Source organism: Kitasatospora hibisci, assembly GCF_043950205.1.
GTDB lineage: Bacteria > Actinomycetota > Actinomycetes > Streptomycetales > Streptomycetaceae > Kitasatospora > Kitasatospora hibisci.
Window position 1 is genome coordinate 2,591,439 of the sequence record NZ_CP171642.1, and the last position, 24,994, is coordinate 2,616,432.

A 24,994-nucleotide genomic window follows, 5' to 3' on the forward strand; every position below is an offset into this window, starting at 1 on the left:
CGATGCCGCAGCAGACCGTGTGCCAGAGCTGTTCCGAGCCGCTGGACCCGGAGGACGTCTATTGCGGCTCCTGCGGCCACGGCCGGGACGCCCGACCCGCCGCCGGCGCGATGCCGCCGAGCTGGTCGGCCGCCCCGGGCGGGGCCGACCACCCGCCGACGCTCGCCGTGCCCGCCCAGAGCGGGCCCGCCTGCGCGCACTGCGGCATGCCACAGGTCACCGCCGACGGCTACTGCGAGGCCTGCGGCCGCGCCCAGCCGCGCCCGCGCGACCACATGGAGAAGGCCCTGGCGGGCGTCGCCGGGGTCAGCGACCGGGGCGTGCGCCACCACCGCAACGAGGACTCGTTCACCGTCGCGGCCTCCTCGCTGCCCGGCGGCGAGCCGGTCGTGGTGGCCGTGGTCTGCGACGGCGTCTCCTCCTCCGACCGGCCCGACGAGGCCTCCGAGACCGCGGTCGACGCCGCCTCCGAGTCGCTGCTCACCGCGCTGGAGGCCGGCCGCGACCCGAACGCCGCGATGCGACAGGCGATCGCCGACGCGGCCGCCGCCGTGGCCGGCCTCGCCGCCGACGGCGCCTCGCCGCGGCGGCCCGACATCAACGCGCCTGCCTGCACCTACGTCAGCGCGGTCGCCGCCGGCGGCCGGGTCACCATCGGCTGGGTCGGCGACACCCGGGCGTACTGGATCCCGGACGACCGGGTGTCGGCCGAGCCGTTCCGGCTCACCCAGGACGACTCCTGGGCCGCCCGGATGGTCGAGGCCGGCCTGATGGGTGAGGCCGAGGCCTACGCGGACCCCCGCGCCCACGCCATCACCGGCTGGCTCGGCGCCGACGCCGAGGAGGTCGTCCCGCACACCCTGGACTTCACCCCGCACGTCCCGGGGGTGCTGTTGATCTGCACCGACGGTCTCTGGAACTACGCCGAGGCCGCCACCGACCTCGCGTACTACGTCCGCCCGGACGCCCGGACCGAACCGCTCGCGGCCGCCCAGAGCCTGGTGAAGTTCGCGGTCGCCGCCGGCGGGCACGACAACATCACCGTCGCCGTCCTGCCGATCGACCCGCCGGTCGGGCTCGCCGGCGCGGAGCGCCCGGCCGCCGGCGAGGCCGCCCGGACCGCCACCGCCGTGGACCTGCCGGTCGTCCGGCCCGGCGGGGGCGCGGCCGGGCCCGCCGAGGAGGAGGACCACGACCCGACGCTGCCGGACCTCCCGGTGATCGGCTCGCCCGCCGCCCCGCTGCCTCCGGTCCCGCCCGGACCGCCGGTCACGCCGCCGCGACCGACGCACCCCCCGGTGGGCTGACGCCCGCCGCCACCGACCGCTCGCACCATCCGACCACCCGACGGGAGCCATCGGCCCATGGCCACACTCGCGAAGCCGAACCTGCCCAGGTTCGACGTCGAGATCTTCCAGAACGAGTTCCTCGCGGACGGCGCCCGCGAGGTGAACGCCATCGTCACCGTCACCGCCACCGGCGGCGGCACCTCCGGCGGCCGCCCGCTCGGGGTGGCCGACGCCGGCCCGTTCGGTGCGGACGCGCAGTCCGCCGCGGTGGTGATCATGGTGGACTGCTCCGGCTCCATGGACTACCCGGCCAGCAAGATGCGCGGTGCCCGGGAGGCCACCGCGGCGGCCATCGACACCGTCCGCGACGGCGTCGCCTTCGCCGTGGTCGCCGGCACCCACGAGGCCCGGGACGTCTTCCCCGGCGACGGCACCCTCGCGATCGCCTCGCCGGACACCCGGTCCCGGGCCAAGGAGACGCTGCGCCGCCTCACCGCCGCCGGCGGCACCGCGATGGGCACCTGGCTGACCAAGGCCGACCAGCTCTTCCTGACCCGCCGGGACATCGCCATCCGGCACGCCATCCTGCTCACCGACGGCAACAACGAGCACCAGTCGGCGGCCGACCTGGACCGCACCATCGAGCAGGTCACCGGCCACTTCACCGCCGACTGCCGGGGTGTCGGCACCGACTGGCGGGTCGACGAGCTGCGGAAGATCTCCTCCGCGCTGCTCGGCACCGTCGACATCGTCGCCGAGCCCGCCGGCCTGGCCGACGACTTCCGCTCGATGACGGCCGGCGCGATGAACAAACAGGTGGCCGACGTCGCGCTGCGGATCTGGACGCCGGCCAACGCGGTGGTCAGGTTCGTCAAGCAGGTCGCCCCTTCGGTGGAGGACCTCACCGGCCGCCGCACCGAGGCCGGCCCGCGCGAGGGAGCGGCGGCGCAGAGCGCCTCGAACGGGGGCGGCGGCGGGCGACGGGTGGGCGACTACCCGACCGGCTCCTGGGGGGACGAGAGCCGGGACTACCACGTCTGCGTCGAGGTCCCGGCCGCCGCCGTGGGCGACGAGATGCTCGCCGCACGGGTCAGCCTGGTGCTGCCGCCGCAGGCCGGCGCCACGGCCGAGGTGCTCTCCCAGGGCCTGGTCAAGGCGGTCTGGACGGACGACCTGGCCTCGTCCACCCGGATCAGCCCGCAGGTCGCCCACTACACCGGGCAGGCCGAGCTGGCCTCGTCCATCCAGGAGGGCCTGGAGGCGCACCGCGCCGGGGACGTCGACCGCGCGACGGCCAAACTGGGGGCGGCCGTTCGGATCGCCCACGCCACCGGCAACGAGGGCACGTTCAAGCTGCTGCAGAAGGTGGTGGACGTGGTCGACCCCAAGGAGGGTACGGTTCGGTTCCGTAAGAACGTGAGCGAGGCCGACTCGATGACCCTTGAGACCCGGTCGACCAAGACAGTGCGTGTGAAGAAGTGACCGCTGAAGAGCTGACCGGGCCGGGGCCCGGCCGGACACCGCCCCAGCTGGCTGGAATTGAGGGGGGACCTGATGCCGATCTGCCCGAGGGGCCATGAGTCGCAGGCCGAGGACTGGTGCGACTTCTGCGGCTTCCCGATGACACCGCCGACGACATCGCCGGTGCCACCGCCGCCGCCCACCAACCCCGGCACTGCGCCCACCGGCCACGGCCACGCCGGCCCGGCCGCGGGGTCGTACCCCCCGCCGCCTCCACCACCGGGTGCCGTACCGCCGCCGGGTGCCCCGGCCTATCCGGAGCTCACCGAGGGCCTGGTGGTCTGCCCGATCTGCCGCAGCCCGCAGACCGGGCGGTTCTGTGAGGAGTGCGGGTACGACTACGACCTCTCCGCCCCCTCCCGCCGTCAGCCCCCGGCCGCCGGTGCCCCGGTGCCCGGGCCCGGCCCGGTCCCGGCCCCGCCGAACATCCCCGCGGCGTACGGCGGCCCGCAGCCGCCGGCCCCGCACCTCCAGCCGCCGGTGCAGCCGCACGCCCAGCCGCAGCCCGTCCAGCCGGCCGGTGCGCCCTCCGGCTACGGCTACCCGCCGGCCGCGCCCGCATCCGGCGCCCCCTACCCCTACCAGGAGCCGGGGTTCGGCGAACCGGGCCACGGCCAGCCCGGGTTCGGCGAACCGAGCCACGGTCAGCCCGGGTTCGGTCAGCCGGCCTACCCCGAGCAGCTGCCGCGCGAGGAGTCCGGCCCGGTCTACGCCCAGCCCGGTCCGACCGGGCGCGGCGGCGAGTTCGGCACCTCGTTCAACCTGGCCCCGCCGATGCCCCCGCAGTCGGAGCAGCCCCAGGCCGCCCCGCCGGAGCCGGTCCGGTCCAACTGGATCGCGGTGGTCGCGGCCGACCGCGACTACTTCACCGAGATGATGGCCCGCAGCGGCCCGGAGGCGGCGGGCCTGTTCTTCCCGCCGTACTGCCCCGAGCGGCGCGTCCCGCTGACCGGCCGCGGCCAGCTGCGGATCGGGCGGCGCAGCCAGCACCGCGGGACCGTGCCGGAGATCGACCTCTCCGTCCCGCCGGAGGACCCGGGCGCCTCGCACCAGCACGCGCTGCTCGCCGAGCAGGCGGACGGCAGCTGGGTGCTGGTCGACCAGGACTCCACCAACGGCACCACGCTGAACGGCGGCGCCGAACCGGTCACCCCGCACACCGCGATCCCGCTGAACGACGGCGACCGGATCCACATCGGGGCCTGGACCACCATCAGCGTGCACCGCGCCTGAGCCGCCGCCCGCCCGGCCCGGCCGGACACAGCTCGGGCACACTTTGGGAAAATGATCTTCAAATCGCCCGGATCGCTGCCGCGGTGCGCCCGCCGCCCCTTAGTCTCAGGATCCATGACTGCAGCAATATCCGCCGACGGTATCCGTCAGCGGTACGGGGACGTACAAGCGGTCGACGGCGTGTCACTCACCGTCGAGGCCGGCGAGTTCTACGGGATCCTGGGCCCCAACGGCGCCGGGAAGACCACCACACTGGAGATCCTGGAAGGGATCCGCAAGCCCGACGAAGGGCGCATCGAGCTGCTGGGGCTGGCGCCCTGGCCCCGCAACAGGAAGCTGCTGCCGCGCATCGGCGTGCAGTTCCAGGCCTCGGCCTTCTTCAACAAGCTGACGGCGCGTGAGACCATCCGCTCCTTCGGCTCCTTCTACGGCGTCGGCCCCAAGCGGGCCGACGCGATGCTGGAACGGGTCGGCCTGACCGAGTCGGCCGGGGTGATGACCGACAAGATGTCCGGCGGCCAGGCCCAGCGGCTCTCCATCGCGTGCGCGCTGGTCCACGACCCGGAGCTGGTCTTCCTCGACGAGCCGACCACCGGCCTCGACCCGCAGGCCCGCCGCAACCTCTGGGACCTGCTGCGGACCATCAACGCCGAGGGCCGCACGGTCGTCCTGACCACCCACTACCTGGACGAGGCCGAGGTGCTCTGCGACCGCGTCTCGGTGATGGACCGCGGGAAGATCCTGCGCACCGGCGCACCGGCCGCCCTGGTCCGCGAGATCGACGACACCGTCCGGATCAGCGTGGAGTCCGGGCTGCTCACCGCCGAGCGGGCCCGCGAGCTGCTGGCCGCGGTCGGCGCCGAGGTCTCCGCCGTGGACGACGACGGCGTCTCGCTCTCCGTCGCCACCCGCCTGCCGGCCCCGGTACTCGCCGTGCTGGCCGAACAGAACGCCCTGCGTGGCCTGGAGGTCCGCGGCGCCACCCTGGAGGACGTCTTCCTCCAGCTCACCGGACGGGAGTACCGCGCATGACCGCCGACGAACGCACCCGCGGGGCGGCCGTCCCGGCCCAGCGCGGAACCGCCGGCCCCACCGCACCCGGTGAGCAGCCGGAGCGCGAGCGGGTCAGCGCCTTCGCGAGCCTGTCCCGGGTGATGCTGGTCTCCTTCCTCCGCGACAAGGCCGCCGTCTTCTTCGTGCTCCTCTTCCCGCTGATGTTCCTGATGCTGTTCGGCACCCTCCTCAAGGGCGCCAGCAGCCCGCACGCCAAGGTGGTGCAGGTCGGCCCGGTCCAGGTGCTGGACGCGGTGCAGGGCGACGGCCGGGCCGAGCTGGAGAAGGTCCTGACCATCAGCCGCAGCGACGACGAGGCCGCCGCCGTCCAGAAGGTCCGCAAGGGCGACCTCGACGCGGTGATCACGCAGGGCCCGGACGGCCGGGTGGTGCTGCGGTTCAGCGCCGCCGACCAGGTCCGCGCGGGCTCCGTCCAGGGCATCGTCAACTCGGTCGTCCAGCAGGCCAACCAGGCCGCCACCGGCAAGCCGCCGGCCTTCTCGCTGGACGTGAGCCGGGTCGAGGACGAGTCGCTGAAGCCGATCCAGTTCCTCACCCCCGGCCTGCTGGGCTGGGCGGTGGCCACCGGTGCGGTGTTCAGCGCCTCGCTGACCCTGGTGTCCTGGCGGAAGAAGATGGTGCTGCGCCGGCTGCGGCTGGCGCCGGTGAGCGCGGGGGCCATCATCTCCTCCCGGGTCGCGGTCTCGGTGATCACGGCGCTGGCCCAGACCGCGATCTTCCTGGTGGTCGCCACCACCCCGTTCTTCGGGCTCAAGCTGACCGGCAACTGGTGGCTGATCGTCCCGTTGGTGGTCTGCGCGACCGTCGCCTTCATGTCGATCGGCCTGCTGGCCGGGTCGCTCGCCAAGACCGAGGAGGCGGCCAACGGCATCTCGCAGATCATCGTGCTGCCGATGTCCTTCCTCTCCGGCTCGTTCTTCCCCACCGACGACATGCCGGCCTGGCTGAAGGCGATCTCCAACGCACTGCCGCTCAAGCACCTGGTCACCGCCGCGCAGTCGGTGCTGTCCCGGGGCGGCGGCGTGATGGACGCGCTGCCGGCCATGGGCGGGCTGCTGGCCTTCGCCGCCGTCGTCACCGCGATCGCGTGGCGGTTCTTCCGCTGGGAGGACGCGTAACGGCGGGCGTACCGCCGAGAGGTGTGCGGGGTCGTACGCCCGCGGTCCCGGGTCCCGGGTCCCGGTGTACGGCCCCGCCGCCGTCTGCGACCATGGTCGGGTGAACGAGATCCGGCGTGGCACGCTCAGCGAGGAGACCTTCTTCGACCAGGTCGGCGGCGAGCCGACCTTCCGGCGGCTGGTGCACCGGTTCTACCAGGGCGTCGCCGAGGACGAGTTGCTGCGGCCGATGTACCCGGAGGAGGACCTGGGCCCGGCCGAGGAGCGCCTGGCGCTGTTCCTGATGCAGTACTGGGGCGGCCCCCGCACCTACAGCGAGGAGCGCGGGCACCCTCGGCTCCGGATGCGCCACGTGCCGTTCCGGGTGGACCGCGCGGCGCACGACGCCTGGCTGCGGCACATGCGGACGGCGGTGGACGAGCTGGCGCTGCCGGCCGAGGCCGAGCGGCAGCTCTGGGAGTACCTGACGTACGCCGCCGCCTCGATGGTCAACACCGAGGGCTGAGCGGCGTCGGCGCCCGGGGCCCGCGGGCGGACCGGGCCTAGCGGGCGGGGCTGAGGCCCAGGCCTGCTCCGGGCGCGGCCGCCGTACGGACCGCCACCGACCCGGCCGGGGCGCTCAGCCGCAGCCAGCCGCCCGCCCGGTGCACGGTCAGCGGGGCGTCCGGCTTCAGGAAGCCGATCACGTAGGCCGCGTGTGCGGCGCGCAGGGGCAGTTCGGGCAGCGCGGTCACCGGCCGCGACCAGATCTCGTCGGCGAGCGCGTCCAGCACCGCGCGGCTGCGGTGGTGCTCCGGAACGGCCTCGCTGCGCTCGCGGAACTCCCGCACCCCGGACATCAGTTCGGGGTAGACCTCGGCCACCGGCGGCTCCCCGACCGGCCGCCAGCCGGCGCGCGGCGGCAGCAGGCCGGCCCAGGCCGGTCCGGTGACGGCGGCCGGCAGGGCGACGGTGTCGGCCCCGCCGTCCAGGCCGTCCAGCAGCTGGCCCGCGGAGACCGTCCGGTCGACCGGTTCGACGCTCCCGGACAGCCGCGCGGTACGGATCGCCAGCGCGCCGGAGCCGCCCAGCGGCAGCCGTCCGAAGACCGCCAGCACGCCCGAGTCCGAGCCGTCCGCCGCCGGCACCGCCTGCAGGCGCACCGCCGCCGCCCGGTCGAACCGCAGCAGGCGGACCAGGAACGCCGCGAGGTCGGCGGCCTCCCCGGCGTCGGCGAGGGCGAGGGGGGCGGTACCGGTCAACGTGTTCAGCTCGAATCCGTGGGTCGGTGGTGGTGGTCCGGGGTCGTGGTGCGGTGCCCGGCGGGGGTGCGGTGCCCAGCGGGGGGTGCGGTGCCCAGCGGGGGGTGCGGTACCCGGCGGGGGGTGCGGTGCCCGCTGGTCAGACGGCCGCGACGGCGCGCGCCCCGGCCGACCGGTCCGCGACGGCGCCATCCTGGTCGTCGTCCGCGTAGCGGGAGAGGAAGTCCCGCTCCACGGCGCTGATCCGGCGCGGCCGGCCCTCCGCCAGGTCGTAGGGGACGACCACGGTGGACGCCCGGACGTAGACCGTCTCGGTGCCGTCCTCGGCGGTGTCCTTGATCTCGTACGCGACGGTCAGCGAGGCGACGCCGATCTTGGTCACCCAGGTCTCGATGGTGACCGGCTCGGGCCGGTGCACCAGCGGCCGCTTGTAGTCGATCTCGTGGCGCGCCACCACCGAGCCGCCCGCGAACTCCCCGGCGCCGGCCTCGGCGGCCTGGGTGAACATGAAGTCGATCCGGGCCTCCTCCAGGTAGCGCAGGAAGACCACGTTGTTGACGTGCCCGAACGCGTCCATGTCGGACCAGCGCAGCGGGCAGGCGTAGATGTGGCGGGCCACGGAATCTCCTCGACGTCCGGTTCCCGCCGACCGGTGGTGGCCGGCGGGCCGCGGCCCGGCAGGCCGCCCCGGAGGGCGGTCGGCCGGGCCGTCGTGACGGCTGGGTGTCAGCCTCGGGTCAGCTTCTTGTAGGTGGCCCGGTGCGGACGGGCGGCGTCGGCGCCCAGCCGCTCGACCTTGTTCTTCTCGTACGACTCGAAGTTGCCCTCGAACCAGAACCACTTGCTCTCGCCCTCGTAGGCGAGGATGTGGGTGGCCACCCGGTCCAGGAACCAGCGGTCGTGGGAGATGACCACGGCGCAGCCGGGGAACTCCAGCAGCGCGTTCTCCAGCGAGGACAGGGTCTCGACGTCGAGGTCGTTGGTGGGCTCGTCGAGGAGCAGCAGGTTGCCGCCCTGCTTGAGGGTGAGCGCCAGGTTCAGGCGGTTGCGCTCACCGCCGGAGAGCACGCCGGCCGGCTTCTGCTGGTCCGGGCCCTTGAAGCCGAAGGCCGACACGTAGGCGCGGGACGGCATCTCGACCTGGCCGACGTTGATCCAGTCCAGACCGTCGGAGACGACCTCCCAGAGGGTCTTCTTCGGGTCGATGTTGGACCGGGTCTGGTCGACGTAGCTGATCTTGACGGTCTCGCCGACCTTGACCGTGCCGCTGTCCGGGGTCTCCAGGTCCTGGAGCATCTTGAAGAGCGTGGTCTTGCCGGCGCCGTTCGGACCGATGATGCCGACGATGCCGTTGCGCGGCAGGGTGAAGCTGAGGTCGTCGATCAGGACCTTCTCGCCGAAGGCCTTGTTGAGGTTCTCGACCTCGATGACGACGCTGCCCAGGCGCGGGCCCGGCGGGATCTGGATCTCCTCGAAGTCCAGCTTCCGCATCTTGTCGGCCTCGGCCGCCATCTCCTCGTAACGGGCGAGACGGGCCTTGGACTTGGCCTGGCGGCCCTTGGCGTTGGAGCGGACCCACTCCAGCTCTTCCTTGAGGCGCTTGGCGCGCTTGGCGTCCTTCTGCCCCTCGACCTTGAGACGGGACTGCTTGGTCTCCAGGTAGGTGGAGTAGTTGCCCTCGTAGGGGTAGGCGCGGCCGCGGTCGAGCTCCAGGATCCACTGGGCGACGTTGTCCAGGAAGTACCGGTCGTGGGTCACGGCCACGACGGTGCCCTTGTACTTCTCCAGGTGCTGCTCCAGCCAGTTCACCGACTCGGCGTCGAGGTGGTTGGTGGGCTCGTCGAGCAGCAGCAGGTCGGGGGCCTCCAGCAGCAGCTTGCAGAGCGCGACGCGGCGCTTCTCGCCACCGGAGAGCTTGGTGACCGGCCAGTCGCCGGGCGGGCAGCCCAGGGCGTCCATGGCCTGCTCCAGCTGGGCGTCCAGGTCCCAGGCCTCGGCGTGGTCCAGCTCCTCCTGGAGCTTGCCCATCTCGTCCAGCAGCGCGTCCGAGTAGTCGGTCGCCATCAGCTCGGCGATCTCGTTGAAGCGGTCGAGCTTCCCCTTGATCTCCTTGACGCCGTCCTCGACGTTCTCCAGGACGGTCTTGCTCTCGTCGAGCGGCGGCTCCTGGAGCAGCATGCCGACGGTGAAGCCGGGCGAGAGGAAGGCGTCGCCGTTGGAGGGCTGCTCCAGGCCGGCCATCATCTTCAGCACGGTGGACTTGCCGGCGCCGTTGGGGCCGACGACACCGATCTTCGCTCCCGGGAGGAAGCTGAGCGTCACGTCGTCAAGGATGACCTTGTCTCCGTGCGCCTTGCGCACCTTGCGCATCGTGTAGATGTATTCCGCCACGTGAGATCGCTCCGGCGTCGTCGGGAGTATTCGGCTTGCAGCGTTCCATTGTGCCGCACCCGGCCCGGAGCCCCGACCGCCCGCCCTGCCCCACCGGGGTATCCGGCCGGCTCTCCCGCGCTCTCCACGGCGGACGTCCGCGCCGGGCCCGCGCCCGCCGCGCCCCCGCCCGGCTCCGGACGCGACCCGGCCCGGCTCCCCGCATCGCTGCGGGGAGCCGGGCCGGGCCGGGTCGGCGCTGGCGAGCCAGGGGCCTCAGACCCCGTGGTTCAGGACCTCAGGTGCGGTCCGGACCGTGCTCAGGCGGCGGTGCCGCTGTGGCGGCCGCGACGGCGCAGGACGAAGACCGCGGCGCCGCCGGCCACGACCAGGCCACCGGCGACGGCGGCGATGATCGGGGTGGCGTCGTTACCACCGGTCTGGGCCAGGCCGGTGGTGCCGGCCGGGGTGGTGGTGGCCGGAGCCGGGTGGGCGGCGGTGGTGGTGGCGGAGGCCGACGGGGTGGTGCTCGGGGTGCCGGTGGGCGCCGGGGTGGCCGAGGCGCTCTTGCTCGGCGACGGGGTGCCGGTCGGCGTGGTGCCGCTGGTCACCTTGCAGTCCAGGATGCCCTTGAACTCCTTGGTGAAGCCGTTCGGGCCGGTGACGGTGATGTCGTAGGCGGTGTCCTCGGCGACCGGGACGAGGACGCTCTCGACCTTGCCCGGCTGGACGGTGAGGGTCTTGCCCGGCTTCACCGTGACGCTGGCCGGCTCGTCGCCGCCGTTGGCGACGGAGACGCGGACGCCGTTGTTGTCACACTCGACCTGGGAGATGCTGTCGACCTGCGCGCCCTTGCCCTGCTTCCAGACGGCCTTGGCGGCGTCGGCGACGCTGAGCTTGGTGGAGCCGGCCAGGATCATGGTCTGGCTGTGCTTCGCGGGGGTGTACCCCTTGCTCAGGAAGACGCGGCCGCTGGGCACGACGGTCTCGGCCGAGGCCTTCACGGTGGCGGCGCCGTCCGGGGTGCCGGCCGGCACGTCCAGGAAGAGCTGGGTGTCCTTGGCCACCGGGCCGGTCAGACCGGTGACCGGCTTGCCGTCCTTGTCGACCAGCTTCACCTTGTCCGCGGCGTCGCCGGAGACCGCGAGCTTCACCTCGTTGGCGCTGGAGTTGATGGTGAACGGACCGAGCTTGTTGCCCGGCTTGCCCGACACCGAGTCCGGGGTGAGGCTCAGCGAGGGCTTGGGCTCGGCGGCGATGCCCTTGTTGGCGTCGCTGACGAGGTAGTCGCGCAGCTGCTTGGCCTGCGGGTCGGTCGGGATGGCGTTCTTGCCGTCGGAGAACTTCCAGATCGCGGCCTGGGTGCCCGCGGCGGCGTCCTCCTTGGTCAGCTCGCCCTGGACACCCGCGGCCTTGGCCAGCTTCGGGAGGTCCTCGGCCTTGACCTGCGGGTAGGAGTTCTCCAGGATCCAGCGGATCTTGGCGGCGGCCTCGGCCTTGCCCTTGCCGCCCAGCGAGCTCGACTTCCAGTCGGACTCCTGGTACTCGACACCGCTGGTGATGTCGACCGGGTGGTCGATGTCGATGCAGTACGTCTTGATCTCGCCGTTGGGCGTCTTGAGGGTGAACAGGCCACCCTGGATGGGGTGGCTGCCCTCGATGGCGATCTCCTCGCTCAGCAGCGTGGGCTGGATCACTGCCGTGACACCCGCGCCGGGGGCGTCGGCCGCAACCGCCGCACCGGTCGCGAACAGGCTTCCGCCCAGCGCGATGCCGGTCGTGAGCATGACAGTGGATATGCGCGGAAGACTCCGCCCCTGCATCTGGAACATCTGGGATCCCTCCGGGCCAGGCCGCACCGAAGGGCGACCCGCCTTGCATTGCCGCGCCCCCTGTGGCGCCGCTGCACGTGTGTGAACCAGACGAATCCTATTGACGCCCGCGGGCCCGCAAACCCCCATGCGAAATCAGGACGATTCCGTATCTGGATCGTTATCAACGGTCCCAGCATCCACACAAGCTGACGATCAGCCAGAAAGTGTGGATCTTTCGCTTAACCCGTGGATGATTGCACAGGCAGAGACAACTACCTTCTCGATCAACATATTTGTCGACAGTTGAGCTCGACCCCGGGTCAGGCCGGCACCCTCCGGCGGGCACCGCCGCCCACGGGGTTTCACCGCCCACCCCTCCCCTGCCGGTCGCAGCGGCACCTCTGCTTCCGGTCGCGGCCGGGACCCCGCCTCCGACCGCAACGGCACCCTGTCGGCGCCGGCGGAGTTCGCCACCGACACGCCTCCGGCCGCCCGAGGCGGGCCGCTTCGGTCGCTCCGGCCGCATTGGTCGCGGGATTCACCGATCACCACCGCTCCGACCCCGCCCACGGAACACGCTCTGCTCCCTCGAATGCACCGTACGAAATCGACCGGCACGGGTTGAGAGTGCACTTCCCGGGAAATCCTTGCCGAGGGGGGATCCGAAATCCGGTGGACAACTCGGGCAGGCGGAAAACCGTCGTCACCCCCAGGGGTGAATTTCAGCCTTCCGCGCTCCCTCCGCCCCTGATCTGCGCTGGCCATGACAACAATCGACCCGCTTCCCACCCTGCCTCGGCACCCCCAAGGGTGGGTGCATCGGACGTCCCCGCACGTCATCCGACCGAACGAACCCGAATACGACCCCCCACCCGCTCCGAGGGTGACTCTTTCTCCGTGCCGAATCCATAACGGGTGGGGCGGCAGCCCCGTAACGACTGCACAACGTCCGGCCCCGAAGACCGCCAGACCGCTGCACGCACGGCCTTCACCTGCGATTATCGGACCGCTCCACCGAGGCCGACACACCCGCAACGGTGCCGTTACAGCCGGCCGAGGAACTGGGCACCCTTATCCTGTCCCCGACAGGACGAGGGCCCGCCAACCCCCAACCCCACCCTCAGGTACGGGGCCGGACGGCGGGCGCGGCACGCGTCCGTCACCCGATCCCGGCAACGGTCACGCCCATCAGGGCGCCGTCCGTCCCGCCCCCATAGCTCAGCGGATAGAGCACCCGCCTTCTAAGCGGTAGGTCGCAGGTTCGAATCCTGCTGGGGGCACACATCGACGGGGCCGGCCCGCCCGGAGCGGGCGTCCCCCTCCGCCCGGCCGCATCCGCGGCCGAGTTCCCGGCCCTTACCGGCCGACAACCCGCCCGGAATCCGGTGCGAACTCACGGTGAATGCGCGAACACCCCGAGCGATAATCAGGGGTGTTTTGCGGTGCGTCACCGCGCGACTACACCCAGGGCAAATTCCGTTGGCATAGTCACCGGGCTCGCACCGGCGGGACACCCCGGCGGCAGCCGCCTGCCGGCACCGGTCAGGAGATGCCGGGACCCGCCGGGGTCGCGGCCAGGCCGGCCAGGTAGGCGTCCAGCAGCGCCGTCTGCCGCTCGGGCGGGTACGCCGACGGGGCGAGCAGCGCCTGCACCACCAACCCCAGGACGAAGGCCTGCGCCCCGGCCGCCAGCTCGGCCGGCGCGAGCCGGTCCGGCAGCTCGCCGAGCCGCTGGGCGGCCGCCACGTGTTCCGCCAGCATCTCCCGTGCCCGCGCGTACCGGACGGCATGGGCGGCGGCCAGGTCGGGATCGGCCAGCGAGGCGTCCCAGGAGCCGACCCAGATCCGGTTGCCGGCCGTGGCAGCGTCGTCCAGCGGGAGGATGTCGAGCAGCGCGGCCCGCAGGCGGGGCAGCCCCGCGGGCGGCAGCGGCGCGCCGTCCGCCGGGGCGTTGCGGCGCGGTCGGTCCAGCGAGCGCCGGTCGAGCTCGTCCAGCGCGTACGCCACCAGCGCCCGCTTGTTGGGGAAGTAGTGCGTCAACAGGCCGGTGGAGGCGCCCATTTCGGCGGCGACCGCGCGCAGGGTCAACCCGCCGAAGCCGCGCGACGAGAGCACCCGCCACACTGCCTCGGAGACCTCCAGTCGTCGGGCGGCATGGTCTCCACGGGCAGGCGTCATGGAGCTATCGTACATACCAAACGTTTGTTACGGATGCGGGGACCACCGACCCGCGCTCCTTCGAAAGGCCCACCCATGTTCGCCATCCCTCTGGCCGACAATGCCGAGCTGCGTCCGCTGGAGCCCTGGCAGGCTCCCGAGTTCTTCGCCCACATCGAGCGGGCCCGCGCCCACATGGACCCGTGGATCGGCTGGGCCGGACGCTCCACCGACCTGGACTCGGCCCGTGCCACCCTGCAGGGCTACGCCGACCGTCAGGCCGCCGACGCCGGCCGGCTCTTCGGCATCTGGCTGGACGGAACGCTGGTCGGCGGCACGATGTTCGTGAGCTTCAGCACCGCCACCTCCACCGCCGAGATCGGCGTCTGGACGGAGCCCGCCGGCGAGGGCCGTGGCCTGGTCGGCGCCGCCGTCCGCCACCTGATCGAGTACGCCTTCACCGTCCGCGGACTGCACCGGCTGGAGTGGCACACCAGCCCGGACAACGTCCGCAGCCAGGCGCTCGCCCGGCGGGTGGGCATGACGCTGGACGGCACCCTGCGGGAGTCCTACCTGAACAACGGCGTCTTCCAGGACTCGCAGATCTGGTCCGTCCTGGCGCACGAGTGGCAGCCTGCCCCTGCCTGACACCGCGGCACCCGTCACACCCTCAGCACCCCGGCGACCCGGCACCCCGGCGACCCGGCGTCGTCGCCCACGGCGCCCGGCCCCTCGGAACGACGAAGGGCCCGGTGGACGGCCGTCCACCGGGCCCCGCCCGCCGCCCCCGCCCGGGCGGCGGGCACCGGCGGCTCGGCGGCCGGGCGGCACCCCGACCGCCGGGGAGTGCCGCCGGGCGTTCCTGAGAGAGTGGGCGCACCACGATCACCGGAGGTGCGCATGGACGACCAGCCGCTGCTCACGCGGGACCGCTCCCCGTTGCCCACGCACGTCGAGGGCCTCAACGCCCGGACCGGCGAGGACGGCGTCGCGGTACTGGAGTTCGCCCGGCCGCACCGGCGTAACGCGATCACCCTGGCGATCTGGCAGGCCCTGCCGAAGGTGCTGCAGCAGCTGGCCGAGCAGCCGGGCGTGCGCGCTCTGCTGGTCACCGGCGCCGGCGGCACCTTCAGCGCCGGCGCGGACATCACCGAGCTGTCCGAGGTCTACGGCGATCCGGACCTCGCCGACGCCTACCACGCCACCAACGTCGCCGCCGAGGAGGCGCTCGCGGCCTTCCCGCACCCCACGATCGCGGTGGTGCACGGGGCCTGCGTCGGCGGCGGCTGCCAGCTGGCCGTCGCCTGCGACCTGCGGTTCGTCGCCGAGACCGCCCGGATGGGCATCACCCCGGCCAGGCTCGGCGTGGTCTACCCGGCGGTGCCGACCCTGCGGCTGGCCCGGCTGGTCGGCCCGGCCCGGGCGAAGCTGCTGCTGTTCTCCGGTGAGTTGGTGACCGGCCGGGAGAACGTCGCGCTCGGCCTCGCCGAACGCGCCCTGCCGGATGCCGAGCTCGACGCCGGCGCCCTGGAGTTCGCCCGCCTGCTGACCCGGCGCTCGCCGCAGACCATCGGCGCGGTCAGGGCGGCTCTGGCCGTCCCGCCGGAGCAGGCGGCCGAGGCGCTGCGTCCCTGGGAGCGCCGGTCCCGCGAGGCCTCCGACACCCACGAGGGCCTCGCCGCCTTCCTCGAAGGCCGCCCGCCCCGTTTCTGAGCCCCCGCGCCCGGACCGCGGACGGCGACGGCCCGGCGTCCGGCCGGAGCCGGGGGCCGGGCCGTCGGGGGCCGGGCCGTCGCCGGGCCGTCGGGAGTGGTCAGCGGATGGGCATGCCCGAGATGGCGCGGGCGATGACCAGGCGCTGGATCTCGCTGGTGCCCTCGAAGATCGAGTAGATCGCGCTGTCCCGGTGCATCCGCTCCACCGGGTACTCGCGGGTGAACCCGTTGCCGCCGAGGATCTGCATCGCCTGGGCGGTGACCCACTTGGCGGTCTCGCCCGCGTACAGCTTGGACATCGAGCCCTCGGCCGCGGTGAACGGCTGGTTGTTGGCCGCCATCCAGGACGCGCGCCAGACCAGCAGCCGGGCGGCGTCGATCCGGGTCTTCATGTCGGCCAGCTGGAAGGCCACGCCCTGGTTGTCGATGATCGGACGGCCGAACTGCACGCGGGTCCTGGCGTAGTCCAGAGCCACCTCGTACGCGGCGCGCGCGATGCCGATCGCCTGGGCCCCGACCGCCGGCCGGGAGGCCTCGAAGGTGGCCATCGCGGCGTTGCCCTTGCCGGCCGCGCGCTTCGCGCCCTCGCGGGCCCGGGCCAGCCGCTCGTCCAGCTTCTCCTTGCCTCCGAGCAGGCAGTGGCCGGGCAGCCGGACGCCGTCCAGGACGACCTCGGCGGTGTGCGAGGCGCGGATGCCGTGCTTCTTGAACTTCTGCCCCTGGCTCAGCCCGGGCGTGCCCGGCGGCACCACGAAGGAGGCCTGGCCGCGCGCCCCGAGCGCCGGGTCGACGGCGGCCACCACCACGTGCACGGCGGCGATCCCGCCGTTGGTGGCCCAGGTCTTCGTGCCGTTGAGCACCCACTCGTCCTTGGCCTCGTCGTAGACGGCCCGGGTGCGCAGTGCCGAGACGTCCGAGCCGGCGTCGGGCTCGGAGGAGCAGAACGCGGCCACCTTGACGTCCTCCGGCGTGCCGAACATCTGCGGGGCCCAGGTGCCGATCTGCTCCTCGGTGCCGTTGGCGAGGACGGCGACCGCCGCGAGCGTGGTGCCGACGATGGACAGGCCGATGCCGGCGTCGCCCCAGAACAGCTCCTCCATGGCGATCGGGATGCCGACGCCGGAGGGGTCGAAGTACTGCTGGGCGTAGAAGTCCAGGGAGTAGATGCCGAGCTTGGCCGCTTCCTGGATGACCGGCCACGGGGTCTCCTCCCGCTCGTCCCACTCGGCCGCGGCCGGGCGCATCACGTCGGCGGCGAAGCCGTGCAGCCAGTCGCGTACGGCGAGCTGGTCCGCGCCCGGGTCCAGCGAGAACGTGCTCATGATGCCTCCGGTGGGAGCGGCGGCCCCCGGCCCGGACTCCTGGCGGGCGGGGAGCGCTGAAGCGGTGTCGGTCAGGTGTTACCGGCGGTAACATCGCCGGAGTCTGCTACTCATAGGTAGGAATGTCAACGCCCCGCACGACACCGCCCGGACCACGGCGGACCACGACCCCTCAGCCGCGACCCCGCCGGCCAGACCCGTCAGGAGCCCCCATGCCGCCCGCCGACGAACCGCGCCGGGAGCAGCTGCTCAACGCCGCCGACCGGGTGATCCAGCGGGACGGCCCGGGCGCCAGCATGAACGCCATCGCCGCCGAGGCCGGCATCACCAAGCCGATCCTGTACCGCCACTTCGGCGACCGGAACGGGCTGATCCGGGCCCTGACCGAGCGCCACACCAGCGGCCTGCTGGCCGCCGTCCGGGCCGCGCTCAACGAGCCGCTGGAACGGCGCGACCGGGTCGAGCACGTGCTGGACACCTACCTGTCCGGCATCGAGGCCCGCCCGCAGGTCTACCGGCTGCTCACCCACCCCGAGCCCGGCGACCCGAGCGGCGCCGGGCACGCGCTCGCCCCGGCACTGCGGCAGATCGCCGAGGAGATCACCCGGGCCGTCGACAGCCAGGTCGACCTCGGCGCCGACCGCGAACTCCTCGCCGAGGCCTGGGGGCGGGGCATCACCGGCATGGTCCTGGCGGCCGGGGACTGGTGGCTGGAGACCAGGCCCTGCTCGCGGACCCGGATGGTCCAGGCGCTCGCCGACCTGCTCTGGGGCCGGCTCGCGGCTGCCGCCGACCTCCCCACCGCCGTCCTGCCGGCCCCGGCCGCGGAGGCCCCGCCGGTCTGAGCCGCCCCGGCGCCCCCGGGGCCCCCGCCGGCGGCCGGGACTCGGCCGAAGTCCCGGCTCCCGTGCGGTACAAGACTCTTGTGCGGTACACGACGATCCGGGCATCATCGGGCCCCACCCCAGCCCGAGCGATCCCCCAGAGGTCCCGATGCGCTTACGCCGCACCGTCGTTGCCCTCCTGCTCGCCGCCACCGCCGCCGCGACCCCGTTCACCGCCGGCCCGGCCGAGGCCCGGTCGGCACCCCGTGAAGCCGCCTACCCGACCGGCACGGCCACCACCGCCGACCGCACCAGCCTCACCGATTCCGCAGGCCGCCGCCTGCAACTGCGCGGCTTCAACCTCGACAAGTACGCCGAGGCCACCGAGCAGGACGTCGAGGGCCTCGCCGACCGGGGCTTCACCCTGATCCGGGTCGCCGTCTCCTGGACCAGGCTGGAGCCGCAGCGCGGCCGCCTCGACGAGGCCGAGCTGAACCGGCTGCACCGCGTCCTCGGCTGGGCAGACCGGTACGGCCTGCTGGCCCTGGTCGACTTCCACCAGGACGTCTACGGGCCGAAGTTCGGCGGCGGCGACCGCGGCATCCCGGTCTGGGCCACCCGCGACGACGACCTGCCGTTCACCCCGGACCCGGACGACTGGTTCGCCGGCTACTTCCAACCCGCCGTCCAGGCCGCCTTCCGCCACCTCTACGACGACCCCGACCTGCGCACCTGGCAGGCCGACTTCTACACCCGACTCGCCCGCGAACTGCGCCGCCACCGCTCACTGTTGGGCTACGACCTGTTCAACGAACCGTTCGGCCCGGTGGACGGCGACCCGACCGACCCGGCCGTCCTCGCCGCCTCCGCGGCCGCCCTCGAACAGGGCCGGCTCGCCGACATGTACCGCCGGTTGATCCGGGCCGTGCGCCGGGCCGACACCCGCGCCTGGCTGTTCGTCGAGCCCACCGTCCTGGTCGGCCAGGGCGTGCCCACCCGGCTGCCCGGTTTCACCGACCCCCGCCCCGGCGCGACCCGGATCGGCTACGCGCCGCACTTCTACGACACCGCCGTCGAATCCGGCGCCGACTGGGACCCTGCCGGCGGCTTCGTCGAGGACTACACCGCCGCGATCACCGCGTACCCGGCCGAACACCGGCTGCCGGTCCTGGTCGGCGAGTGGGGCCCGCCCGACTCCCGCAGGCCCGGCAACACCCAGCTGGTCCGCCGCCAGGTCGCGGCCATGGACGGCTTCGCCGCCGGCTGGGCCATGTGGTACTGGTGCCGCGGCAACGGCGGCTACTGCGCCCTCGACCCGGCCGGCCGGCCCGCCCCCGGGGACGAGCCCGTCTTCGGCCCCTACCCGGTGGCGGTCGCCGGCTCGGACCCGGCCACCACGGCCGGCCCGGACGGCCACACCGTGCGCTACCGCGCCGACGGCACCGGCCACAGCACCGAACTCACCCTGCCCGCCTCGGCGTTCCCCACCGGCGCGCGGGTCGCCGTGGTGCCCGCCGGAGCCCGGGTCGAGATCGACCAGCCGGCCGGCGACCGCGCCGGCACCGCCCGGATCCGCCTCCCGCACGCCCGGCCGGGCACCCCGGTCACGGTCACCCTCACCCCCCGCTGAGCCCGGGCGGCCCGCCGCGCACGGGCGGGCCGCCCCGAAGCGCCTACGCCAGGCCGCGGCGGGCCAGCAGCGGGCCGGGCTGCGGGTCGCGCCCGACCACCGCGCGGAAGGACTCCAGCGCGTCCCGGCTGTCCCCGCGCGAGAGCAGCTCGCGGCGGAACACCTCGCCGCTCTCCCGCACGCTGCGGCCGTTCCGCTCGAACCAGTCCACCGTCTCGGCGTCCAGCACCTCGGACCAGATGTACGCGTAGTAGCCCGCGCTGTAGCCTCCCGAGAAGATGTGCGAGAAGTACGCCGTCCGGTAGCGCGGCGGGATCGCCGCCACCGACAGCCCCGCCTTCGCCAGTGCCGTGGCCTCGAACTCCTCGGCGTCCGCGACCTCCTGGCCCTCCGGCACGCTGTGCCAGGCCCAGTCCAGCAGCGCCGCCGCCAGGTACTCGACGGTCCGGAAGCCCTGCCCGAAGCCCTCGGCCGCCGCCATCCGCTCGACCAGCTCGGCCGGCAGCGGCTCCCCCGTCACGTGGTGCCGGGCGTAGTTGGCCAGCACCTCCGGCCGGACCATCCACATCTCGTTCACCTGCGAGGGGAACTCGACGAAGTCCCGCGGCACGTCGGTGCCGGCGAAGTACGGGTAGCGCACGTCCGAGAAGAGCCCGTGCAGCGCGTGCCCGAACTCGTGGAACAGCGTGCGCACCTCGTCCCAGGAGAGCAGCACCGGCTCACCCGGCGCCGGGCGGGCGACGTTCAGGTTGTTGTACACCACCGGCCGCTGTCCCAGCAGCCCCGACTGGGTGACCAGTTCGTCCATCCAGGCCCCGCCGCGCTTGGACGCCCGGGCGTGGAAGTCCCCGAGGAACAGACCCAGCGGACGGCCGTCCTCCTCGAACACCTCGAAGACCCGCACGTCCGGGTGGTAGGCGACAAGGTCGGTGCGCTCGGTGAAGGTCACCCCGTAGGCCAGGTTGGCGGCGAAGAAGACGCCGTCCCGCAGCACCCGCTCCAGCTCGAAGTACGGGCGCAGCGCCCCGGCGTCCACCTGGTACGAGGACTGCCGGACCTGCTCCGAGTAGTACGCCCAGTCGTGCGCGGCGATCTCCTCGATCCCGTCGGCCGCGGCCAGCTTGGCCAGCTCGGCGGCCTCCCGGCGGGCGTTGGCCACCGCCGGCGGCACCAGCCGGGCCAGCAGGGCGTCCACCGCGTCGACGCTGCCCGCGGTCTCGTCCGCCACCACGTAGGCGGCGTGTGTGTCGTACCCGAGCAGCCGGGCCCGCTCGGCGCGCAGCGCGGACATCCGGATCGCCAGCGGCCCGTTGGTCGCGACGGCACGGCCCAGCGAGGCCGCCAGCAGGCGCTCGCGCACCGAGCGGTCGGTGAGGGAGGCCAGCTCGCTCTGGTTGGAGAAGTTCTTCAGGCTGAGCACGTACCTGCCGTCGTGCCCGAGCGCCCGGCCGTTCTCGGCCGCGGCGGCGATCTCGTCCGGCGAGAGGCCGGCCAGCTCCTCGGCGGAGTCCACCACCAGCGCCCGGGCATTCGAGTCGGCCGCCACGTTCTGCCGGAACACCGCGGACGCGGTGGCCAGTTCGGCGTTCAGCTCGCGCAGCCGCTGCTGCCGGTCGGCGTCCAGCCGTGCGCCGGCCCGGACGAAGGCCGTGTGCCACCGCTCCAGCAGCCGCAGCGACTCCGGGTCCAGCCCCAGCTCGGCGCGGCGCGCGTACAGCTCCTCGACCCGGGCGAACAGGGCCGCGTCCAGGTGGATCGCGTCCCGGTGCGCCGCCAGCAGCGGGCTGATCTCGGCGTCCACCCGGTCCACCCCGGGCGTGGTGTCCGCGGAGCTCTGGTTCTGGAAGACCACCCGGACCCGGCGCAGCAGGGCCCCGGAGCGCTCCAGCGCGATCAGCGTGTTCTCGAAGGTCGGCGGCTCCTGGTTGGTGGTGATCTCACCGATCTCCGCGAGCTGCTCGGCCATTCCGCGCTCGAAGGCGGGCAGGTAGTGCTCTTCCCGGATCTCGGCGAAGGGCGGCAGTTCGTAGACCAGGGTGCTGGGCTTGAAGAAGGGGTTCTCCGTCATTCGGCCGACCCTACGCGTTGGCACCGGCCCTGCCTACGCCGCCCGGTCGGCTCGACGGCGCACCGCACCGGCCCCGGCGCGCCACCCGGACCGCGTGCCCGAGCCACGCGCCCGAGCCACGCCCCTCCCACGCGCCCCCGCCGCGTCGACCCCGGCCGACCTGCGGCGCCCCGCCCTCCGACCGGCTGTCGTACCCACCGGTTACCGTCGAGGTCCCCGTCCGTCCGCCCGAGAGGAGGAGCCCGCGTGGCGCCCCGGATCGCCCTCGTCCCCGACCCGCACGGCCCGGGCGGCCGGCTGCAGCCCCTTGACGACGCCGGCACCCCGCTCGGCCCGCCTGCCGAGGCCCCCGACCTCGCGGCCGCCGTCACCGCCGCCGAGCGGGACGGCACCGTCCGGTGGGTCTGGGCCGCCGCCGACAGCGCCTACGCACCCCTCCTCCCCCGGCTGCCCGACCGGCTCGCCCGCTGCCACGACCTGCGGCTGGTCGAGGCGCTGCTGCTGGCCCACGAGGGCCGGTTCGGCGCGCCGCGCTCGCTCGGCGCCGCCTGGGCGCGGCTCCGCGGCCTGCCCGTCCCGCCCGACCTTCCCGAGCCCGGCTCCGCCGAGTCCGACGACGGCCAGGACACCCTCTTCGCCCCCGACCGGCTCCAGCTGCCGCCCGGGGCCGACCCGCTGGCCGCGGTGGTCGCCGTCCACGCCGAACAGCAGCGCCGGCTCGCCGCGATCCAGGACGACGGCGCCCGCGCCCGGTTCCGGCTGCTGGTCGCCGCCGAGTCGGCGGGAGCCCTGGTGGCCGCCGAGATGGCGTACGACGGCCTGCCGTGGCGCGCCGACATCCACGACCGGCTGCTCACCGAGCTGCTCGGCCCGCGCCCGGGTGTCCCCGGCGCCCGGCCCAAGCTCCTCGCCGACCTCGCCGCCGAGCTCCGGCAGGCCCTCGGCGGGCGCCCGTTCAACCCCGACTCGCACACCCAGGTGCTGCGCGCCTTCGCCGACCGCGGAATCCAGCTCGGCTCGACCCGCTCCTGGGAGCTGAAGGAGGTGAACCACCCGGCCGCCCGGCTGCTGGTCCGGTACAAGGAGCTCTCCCGGATCCACACCGCGCACGGCTGGGCCTGGCAGGACGCCTGGGCCCGCGGCGGCCGCTTCCGCCCCGAGTACGTGGTCGGCGGCGTGGTGTCCGGACGCTGGGCCAGCCGCGGCGGCGGCGCCCTGCAGATCCCGCGCATCCTGCGCCGCGCCGTGGTCGCCGACCCGGGTTGGCTGCTGGTCGTCGCCGATGCCGCCCAGCTGGAACCGCGCGTCCTCGCCGCCCTCTCCCAGGACGCCGGTCTGGCCCGCACCGCCGCCGGCGGCGACCTGTACGAGGCGCTGGCCGCCACCGCCTTCCACGGGGACCGCGACAAGGCCAAGCTCGGCCTGCTCGGCGCCATGTACGGCCAGACCAGCGGCGACATCGGCCCGCTGCTGAACACCCTGCGCCATCGCTACCCCGCCGCCATGGGCTACGTCGAGGCGGCCGCCCGCACCGGCGAGGACGGCGGCGTGGTCGCCTCCCGACTGGGCCGGGTCTGCCCGCCGCCCTCCGCCGACTGGCTCGACCTCACCGAGGCGGCGGAGACGGCCGGCGACGCCGGCGGGCGCTCGGCCCGCGCCCGGGGGCGCTTCACCCGCAACTTCGTGATCCAGGCCAGCGCCGCCGACTGGGCGCTCGCCCTGCTCGCCGCGCTGCGCCGCAGGCTGAACGCCCTGCCGGTGGCCGGCCCCGCCGAACGCCCGCACCTGGTCTTCTTCCAGCACGACGAGGTGGTGGTGCACACCCCGGCCAACCTCGCGGACGGGGTGGCCGACGCCGTCGCCGCCGCGGCCGACGAGGCCCGGCTGCTGGTCTTCGGGGACACCCCCGTCCGCTTCCCGCTGACCACTGCGGTGGTGGACTGCTACGCGGACGCCAAGTAGGCGGGGCGAGTCGGCCGGCCGGCGGGCGGCCGGCCGGGCGCACCGGAGGGAAGGCGCTACAGCTTGCGGAAGCCGCGGGCCTCCTCGGCGGCGGCCACCACCTCCGCCAGCCCCGCCCCGGTCGCGGCGGTGACCGCGGCCGAGACCGCGCCCTCCACGAACGGCGCGTCCACCAGCACCACTCCGGGCCGGTGCTCGTCCTCCAGCACCGTGACGGCGGTCAGCACCGAGCTGCCGAGGTCGGGGACGACCACGACGCCCGCCCCGCCGTCCGCCTCCGCGACCGCTCCGGCGATCAGGTCGTAGCTCGTGCCGAGCCCGCCGTCCTCGGTCCCGGCCGCCGCCACCACCCGCACCGCGTCCGAGGCGAGCTCCCCCAGCAGCTGCCGCAGGCCGGCGGCCAACTGCGGACTGTGCGAGACCAGGACGATGCCCACGTAGTCGCTCATACCGCCGACCCTACGGCCCACCGGCTGCTCCGCAAGGGTGACCCGACGGCGTGTCCCCGCCGCCCGCCCCTCCCGACGCGGCCCGGCACCCGTCACGTCCGCCACGTCCGGCCCACCCCGTCACCCGCGTGTCGCAGCACCGCCCCCCGCCCCACCATCTGGCGTAGCGTCGGGTCAGCAGCGTCTGCCGAGGGAGCGAAGCGCTTTGAAGAAGCTGATCAACACCCCGGAGAGCGTCCTGGAGGACGCGCTGGCCGGAGTCGCCGCCGCACACCCCGAGTTGACGGTGGACCTCGCCAACCGGGTGATCACCCGAGCGGTCCGCCCGAGCACGCCGAAGGTCGCCCTGGTCTCCGGCGGCGGCTCGGGTCACGAGCCGCTGCACGGCGGCTTCGTCGGCCGGGGCATGCTGGACGCCGCCTGCCCGGGCGAGGTGTTCACCTCCCCGGTGCCGGACCAGATGCTGACCGCCGCCAAGGCCGTGGACTCCGGCGCCGGCGTGGTCTTCGTGGTCAAGAACTACACCGGCGACGTGATGAACTTCGAACTCGCCGCCGAGCTGGCCGCCGAGGAGGGCATCGAGGTCCGCACGGTGCTGGTCGACGACGACGTCGCCGTCGAGGACTCGACCTGGACGGCCGGCCGCCGCGGCACCGGCGCGACCGTGCTGGTGGAGAAGATCGCCGGCGCCCTGGCCGAGCGCGGCGCCCCGCTGGACGAGGTGGCCGCCCTGGGCGAGCGGGTGAACGCCGCCTCCCGGTCCTTCGCGATCGCGCTGACCGCCGCGACCGTCCCGGCGGCCGGCAAGCCCGGCTTCGACCTGCCGGAGGACGAGATCGAGGTCGGCGTCGGGATCCACGGCGAACCCGGCCGCCGCCGTGAGAAGCTCCGCCCCGCCTGCGACCTGGCCGCGGAGGTGGTGGAGACCGTCCTCGCCGACCACCACCTGGCCGCAGGCGACGAGGTGATCGCCCTGGTCAACGGCCTCGGCGGCACCCCGCTGCTGGAGCTGTACATCGTCTTCGGCGAGGTGGCGGCGCGGCTGTCCGAGCACGGTATCAGGGTGGCCCGGAACCTGGTCGGCAACTACGTGACCAGCCTGGACATGGCGGGCTTCTCCCTCACCCTGACCAAGGCCGACAGCCGGCTGCTGGAACTCTGGGACGCCCCTGCGGACACCCCCGCGCTCAAGCGGGCCTGACCGCGC

Annotated in this window: 20 protein-coding genes and 1 tRNA gene; 13 read left to right on the top strand and 8 right to left on the bottom strand. The window is 73.9% G+C overall.

Annotated elements, in window-relative coordinates; translation table 11 throughout:
- Positions 1 to 2 precede the first annotated feature (2 nt).
- The 6 genes from ACF9IK_RS11070 (at position 3) to ACF9IK_RS11095 (ending at position 6,740) form a co-directional block, all read left to right on the top strand.
- Positions 3 to 1,307, top strand: coding sequence for a PP2C family protein-serine/threonine phosphatase (locus ACF9IK_RS11070; RefSeq protein WP_395294067.1), 1,305 nt, complete (start codon positions 3 to 5; stop codon positions 1,305 to 1,307).
- 57 nt (positions 1,308 to 1,364) lie between these two features.
- Complete coding sequence (locus ACF9IK_RS11075) at positions 1,365 to 2,771, top strand: vWA domain-containing protein (protein ID WP_395294068.1); 1,407 nt, start codon at positions 1,365 to 1,367, stop codon at positions 2,769 to 2,771.
- A 72-nt stretch (positions 2,772 to 2,843) separates the two neighbouring features.
- On the top strand, positions 2,844 to 4,043 hold the full coding sequence (locus ACF9IK_RS11080; protein WP_395294069.1) for an FHA domain-containing protein: 1,200 nt from the start codon (positions 2,844 to 2,846) through the stop codon (positions 4,041 to 4,043).
- Positions 4,044 to 4,157: 114 nt separating this feature from the next.
- Positions 4,158 to 5,075, top strand: coding sequence for an ABC transporter ATP-binding protein (locus ACF9IK_RS11085; RefSeq protein WP_395294070.1), 918 nt, complete (start codon positions 4,158 to 4,160; stop codon positions 5,073 to 5,075).
- On the top strand, positions 5,072 to 6,235 hold the full coding sequence (locus ACF9IK_RS11090; RefSeq protein WP_395294071.1) for an ABC transporter permease: 1,164 nt from the start codon (positions 5,072 to 5,074) through the stop codon (positions 6,233 to 6,235). Before ACF9IK_RS11085 ends, ACF9IK_RS11090 begins: the two co-directional genes overlap by 4 nt.
- Positions 6,236 to 6,335: 100 nt before the next feature.
- Positions 6,336 to 6,740, top strand: a complete 405-nt coding sequence (locus ACF9IK_RS11095; protein ID WP_395294072.1) for a globin — start codon at positions 6,336 to 6,338, stop codon at positions 6,738 to 6,740.
- Between the two features lie 37 nt (positions 6,741 to 6,777).
- Here the strand turns inward: ACF9IK_RS11095 and ACF9IK_RS11100 are convergent, their stop codons facing one another.
- The 4 genes from ACF9IK_RS11100 to ACF9IK_RS11115 form a co-directional block, all read right to left on the bottom strand.
- The gene (locus ACF9IK_RS11100; RefSeq protein WP_395294073.1) at positions 6,778 to 7,476 is read right to left on the bottom strand and encodes a hypothetical protein; all 699 of its coding nucleotides are present in this window, start codon (positions 7,474 to 7,476) and stop codon (positions 6,778 to 6,780) included.
- A gap of 139 nt (positions 7,477 to 7,615) precedes the next feature.
- Positions 7,616 to 8,095, bottom strand: a complete 480-nt coding sequence (locus ACF9IK_RS11105; protein ID WP_395294074.1) for an acyl-CoA thioesterase — start codon at positions 8,093 to 8,095, stop codon at positions 7,616 to 7,618.
- Between the two features lie 107 nt (positions 8,096 to 8,202).
- The gene (ettA, locus tag ACF9IK_RS11110) at positions 8,203 to 9,867 is read right to left on the bottom strand and encodes an energy-dependent translational throttle protein EttA (RefSeq protein WP_395294075.1); all 1,665 of its coding nucleotides are present in this window, start codon (positions 9,865 to 9,867) and stop codon (positions 8,203 to 8,205) included.
- Between the two features lie 299 nt (positions 9,868 to 10,166).
- A complete protein-coding gene (locus ACF9IK_RS11115) occupies positions 10,167 to 11,633 on the bottom strand; it encodes a Cys-Gln thioester bond-forming surface protein (protein ID WP_395294076.1) in 1,467 nt (488 codons plus the stop codon).
- 1,234 nt (positions 11,634 to 12,867) lie between these two features.
- Here ACF9IK_RS11115 and ACF9IK_RS11120 point away from each other — a divergent pair.
- Positions 12,868 to 12,940, top strand: a tRNA-Arg gene (locus tag ACF9IK_RS11120).
- Between the two features lie 262 nt (positions 12,941 to 13,202).
- Here ACF9IK_RS11120 and ACF9IK_RS11125 read toward each other — a convergent pair.
- Positions 13,203 to 13,838: a TetR/AcrR family transcriptional regulator gene (locus tag ACF9IK_RS11125; RefSeq protein ID WP_395294077.1), complete on the bottom strand. Its 636-nt coding sequence runs from the start codon at positions 13,836 to 13,838 to the stop codon at positions 13,203 to 13,205.
- A gap of 75 nt (positions 13,839 to 13,913) precedes the next feature.
- Here ACF9IK_RS11125 and ACF9IK_RS11130 point away from each other — a divergent pair, with 75 nt between their 5' ends.
- The gene (locus ACF9IK_RS11130) at positions 13,914 to 14,465 is read left to right on the top strand and encodes a GNAT family N-acetyltransferase (RefSeq protein WP_395294078.1); all 552 of its coding nucleotides are present in this window, start codon (positions 13,914 to 13,916) and stop codon (positions 14,463 to 14,465) included.
- A gap of 252 nt (positions 14,466 to 14,717) precedes the next feature.
- Positions 14,718 to 15,530 carry an enoyl-CoA hydratase/isomerase family protein gene (locus tag ACF9IK_RS11135; protein ID WP_395294079.1) on the top strand — a complete coding sequence of 271 codons (813 nt, stop codon included), beginning with the start codon at positions 14,718 to 14,720 and terminating at the stop codon, positions 15,528 to 15,530.
- A gap of 100 nt (positions 15,531 to 15,630) precedes the next feature.
- On the opposite strand, the gene ACF9IK_RS11140 is transcribed toward ACF9IK_RS11135, so the two are convergent.
- The gene (locus ACF9IK_RS11140; RefSeq protein WP_395294080.1) at positions 15,631 to 16,854 is read right to left on the bottom strand and encodes an acyl-CoA dehydrogenase family protein; all 1,224 of its coding nucleotides are present in this window, start codon (positions 16,852 to 16,854) and stop codon (positions 15,631 to 15,633) included.
- A gap of 212 nt (positions 16,855 to 17,066) precedes the next feature.
- On the opposite strand from ACF9IK_RS11140, the gene ACF9IK_RS11145 reads away from it, so the two are divergent.
- The gene (locus ACF9IK_RS11145; protein WP_395294081.1) at positions 17,067 to 17,699 is read left to right on the top strand and encodes a TetR family transcriptional regulator; all 633 of its coding nucleotides are present in this window, start codon (positions 17,067 to 17,069) and stop codon (positions 17,697 to 17,699) included.
- A 148-nt stretch (positions 17,700 to 17,847) separates the two neighbouring features.
- Entirely contained in the window at positions 17,848 to 19,308 is a 1,461-nt protein-coding gene (locus ACF9IK_RS11150; RefSeq protein WP_395294082.1) for a cellulase family glycosylhydrolase, read from the top strand.
- Between the two features lie 43 nt (positions 19,309 to 19,351).
- On the opposite strand, the gene ACF9IK_RS11155 is transcribed toward ACF9IK_RS11150, so the two are convergent.
- Complete coding sequence (locus ACF9IK_RS11155) at positions 19,352 to 21,376, bottom strand: M3 family metallopeptidase (protein WP_395294083.1); 2,025 nt, start codon at positions 21,374 to 21,376, stop codon at positions 19,352 to 19,354.
- Between the two features lie 246 nt (positions 21,377 to 21,622).
- Here ACF9IK_RS11155 and ACF9IK_RS11160 point away from each other — a divergent pair, with 246 nt between their 5' ends.
- The gene (locus tag ACF9IK_RS11160) at positions 21,623 to 23,338 is read left to right on the top strand and encodes a bifunctional 3'-5' exonuclease/DNA polymerase (RefSeq protein ID WP_395294084.1); all 1,716 of its coding nucleotides are present in this window, start codon (positions 21,623 to 21,625) and stop codon (positions 23,336 to 23,338) included.
- 56 nt (positions 23,339 to 23,394) lie between these two features.
- On the opposite strand, the gene dhaM is transcribed toward ACF9IK_RS11160, so the two are convergent.
- Complete coding sequence (gene dhaM / locus ACF9IK_RS11165) at positions 23,395 to 23,787, bottom strand: dihydroxyacetone kinase phosphoryl donor subunit DhaM (RefSeq protein WP_395294085.1); 393 nt, start codon at positions 23,785 to 23,787, stop codon at positions 23,395 to 23,397.
- Positions 23,788 to 23,992: 205 nt separating this feature from the next.
- Between dhaM and dhaK the strand changes: the two genes are divergently transcribed.
- The gene (gene dhaK, locus ACF9IK_RS11170) at positions 23,993 to 24,988 is read left to right on the top strand and encodes a dihydroxyacetone kinase subunit DhaK (protein ID WP_395294086.1); all 996 of its coding nucleotides are present in this window, start codon (positions 23,993 to 23,995) and stop codon (positions 24,986 to 24,988) included.
- Positions 24,989 to 24,994: the final 6 nt, after the last annotated feature.

What these genes read in the sequence shown, in the direction of transcription:
- ACF9IK_RS11070 (WP_395294067.1), top strand. Translation starts at nt 3, where the DNA reads ATGCCGCAGCAGACCGTGTGCCAGAGCTGTTCCGAGCCGCTGGACCCG.
- ACF9IK_RS11075 (WP_395294068.1), top strand. Translation starts at nt 1,365, where the DNA reads ATGGCCACACTCGCGAAGCCGAACCTGCCCAGGTTCGACGTCGAGATC.
- ACF9IK_RS11080 (WP_395294069.1), top strand. Translation starts at nt 2,844, where the DNA reads ATGCCGATCTGCCCGAGGGGCCATGAGTCGCAGGCCGAGGACTGGTGC.
- ACF9IK_RS11085 (WP_395294070.1), top strand. Translation starts at nt 4,158, where the DNA reads ATGACTGCAGCAATATCCGCCGACGGTATCCGTCAGCGGTACGGGGAC.
- ACF9IK_RS11090 (WP_395294071.1), top strand. Translation starts at nt 5,072, where the DNA reads ATGACCGCCGACGAACGCACCCGCGGGGCGGCCGTCCCGGCCCAGCGC.
- ACF9IK_RS11115 (WP_395294076.1), bottom strand. Translation starts at nt 11,633, where the DNA reads ATGCTCACGACCGGCATCGCGCTGGGCGGAAGCCTGTTCGCGACCGGT.
- ACF9IK_RS11125 (WP_395294077.1), bottom strand. Translation starts at nt 13,838, where the DNA reads ATGACGCCTGCCCGTGGAGACCATGCCGCCCGACGACTGGAGGTCTCC.
- ACF9IK_RS11130 (WP_395294078.1), top strand. Translation starts at nt 13,914, where the DNA reads ATGTTCGCCATCCCTCTGGCCGACAATGCCGAGCTGCGTCCGCTGGAG.
- ACF9IK_RS11135 (WP_395294079.1), top strand. Translation starts at nt 14,718, where the DNA reads ATGGACGACCAGCCGCTGCTCACGCGGGACCGCTCCCCGTTGCCCACG.
- ACF9IK_RS11140 (WP_395294080.1), bottom strand. Translation starts at nt 16,854, where the DNA reads ATGAGCACGTTCTCGCTGGACCCGGGCGCGGACCAGCTCGCCGTACGC.
- ACF9IK_RS11145 (WP_395294081.1), top strand. Translation starts at nt 17,067, where the DNA reads ATGCCGCCCGCCGACGAACCGCGCCGGGAGCAGCTGCTCAACGCCGCC.
- ACF9IK_RS11150 (WP_395294082.1), top strand. Translation starts at nt 17,848, where the DNA reads ATGCGCTTACGCCGCACCGTCGTTGCCCTCCTGCTCGCCGCCACCGCC.
- ACF9IK_RS11155 (WP_395294083.1), bottom strand. Translation starts at nt 21,376, where the DNA reads ATGACGGAGAACCCCTTCTTCAAGCCCAGCACCCTGGTCTACGAACTG.
- dhaM (WP_395294085.1), bottom strand. Translation starts at nt 23,787, where the DNA reads ATGAGCGACTACGTGGGCATCGTCCTGGTCTCGCACAGTCCGCAGTTG.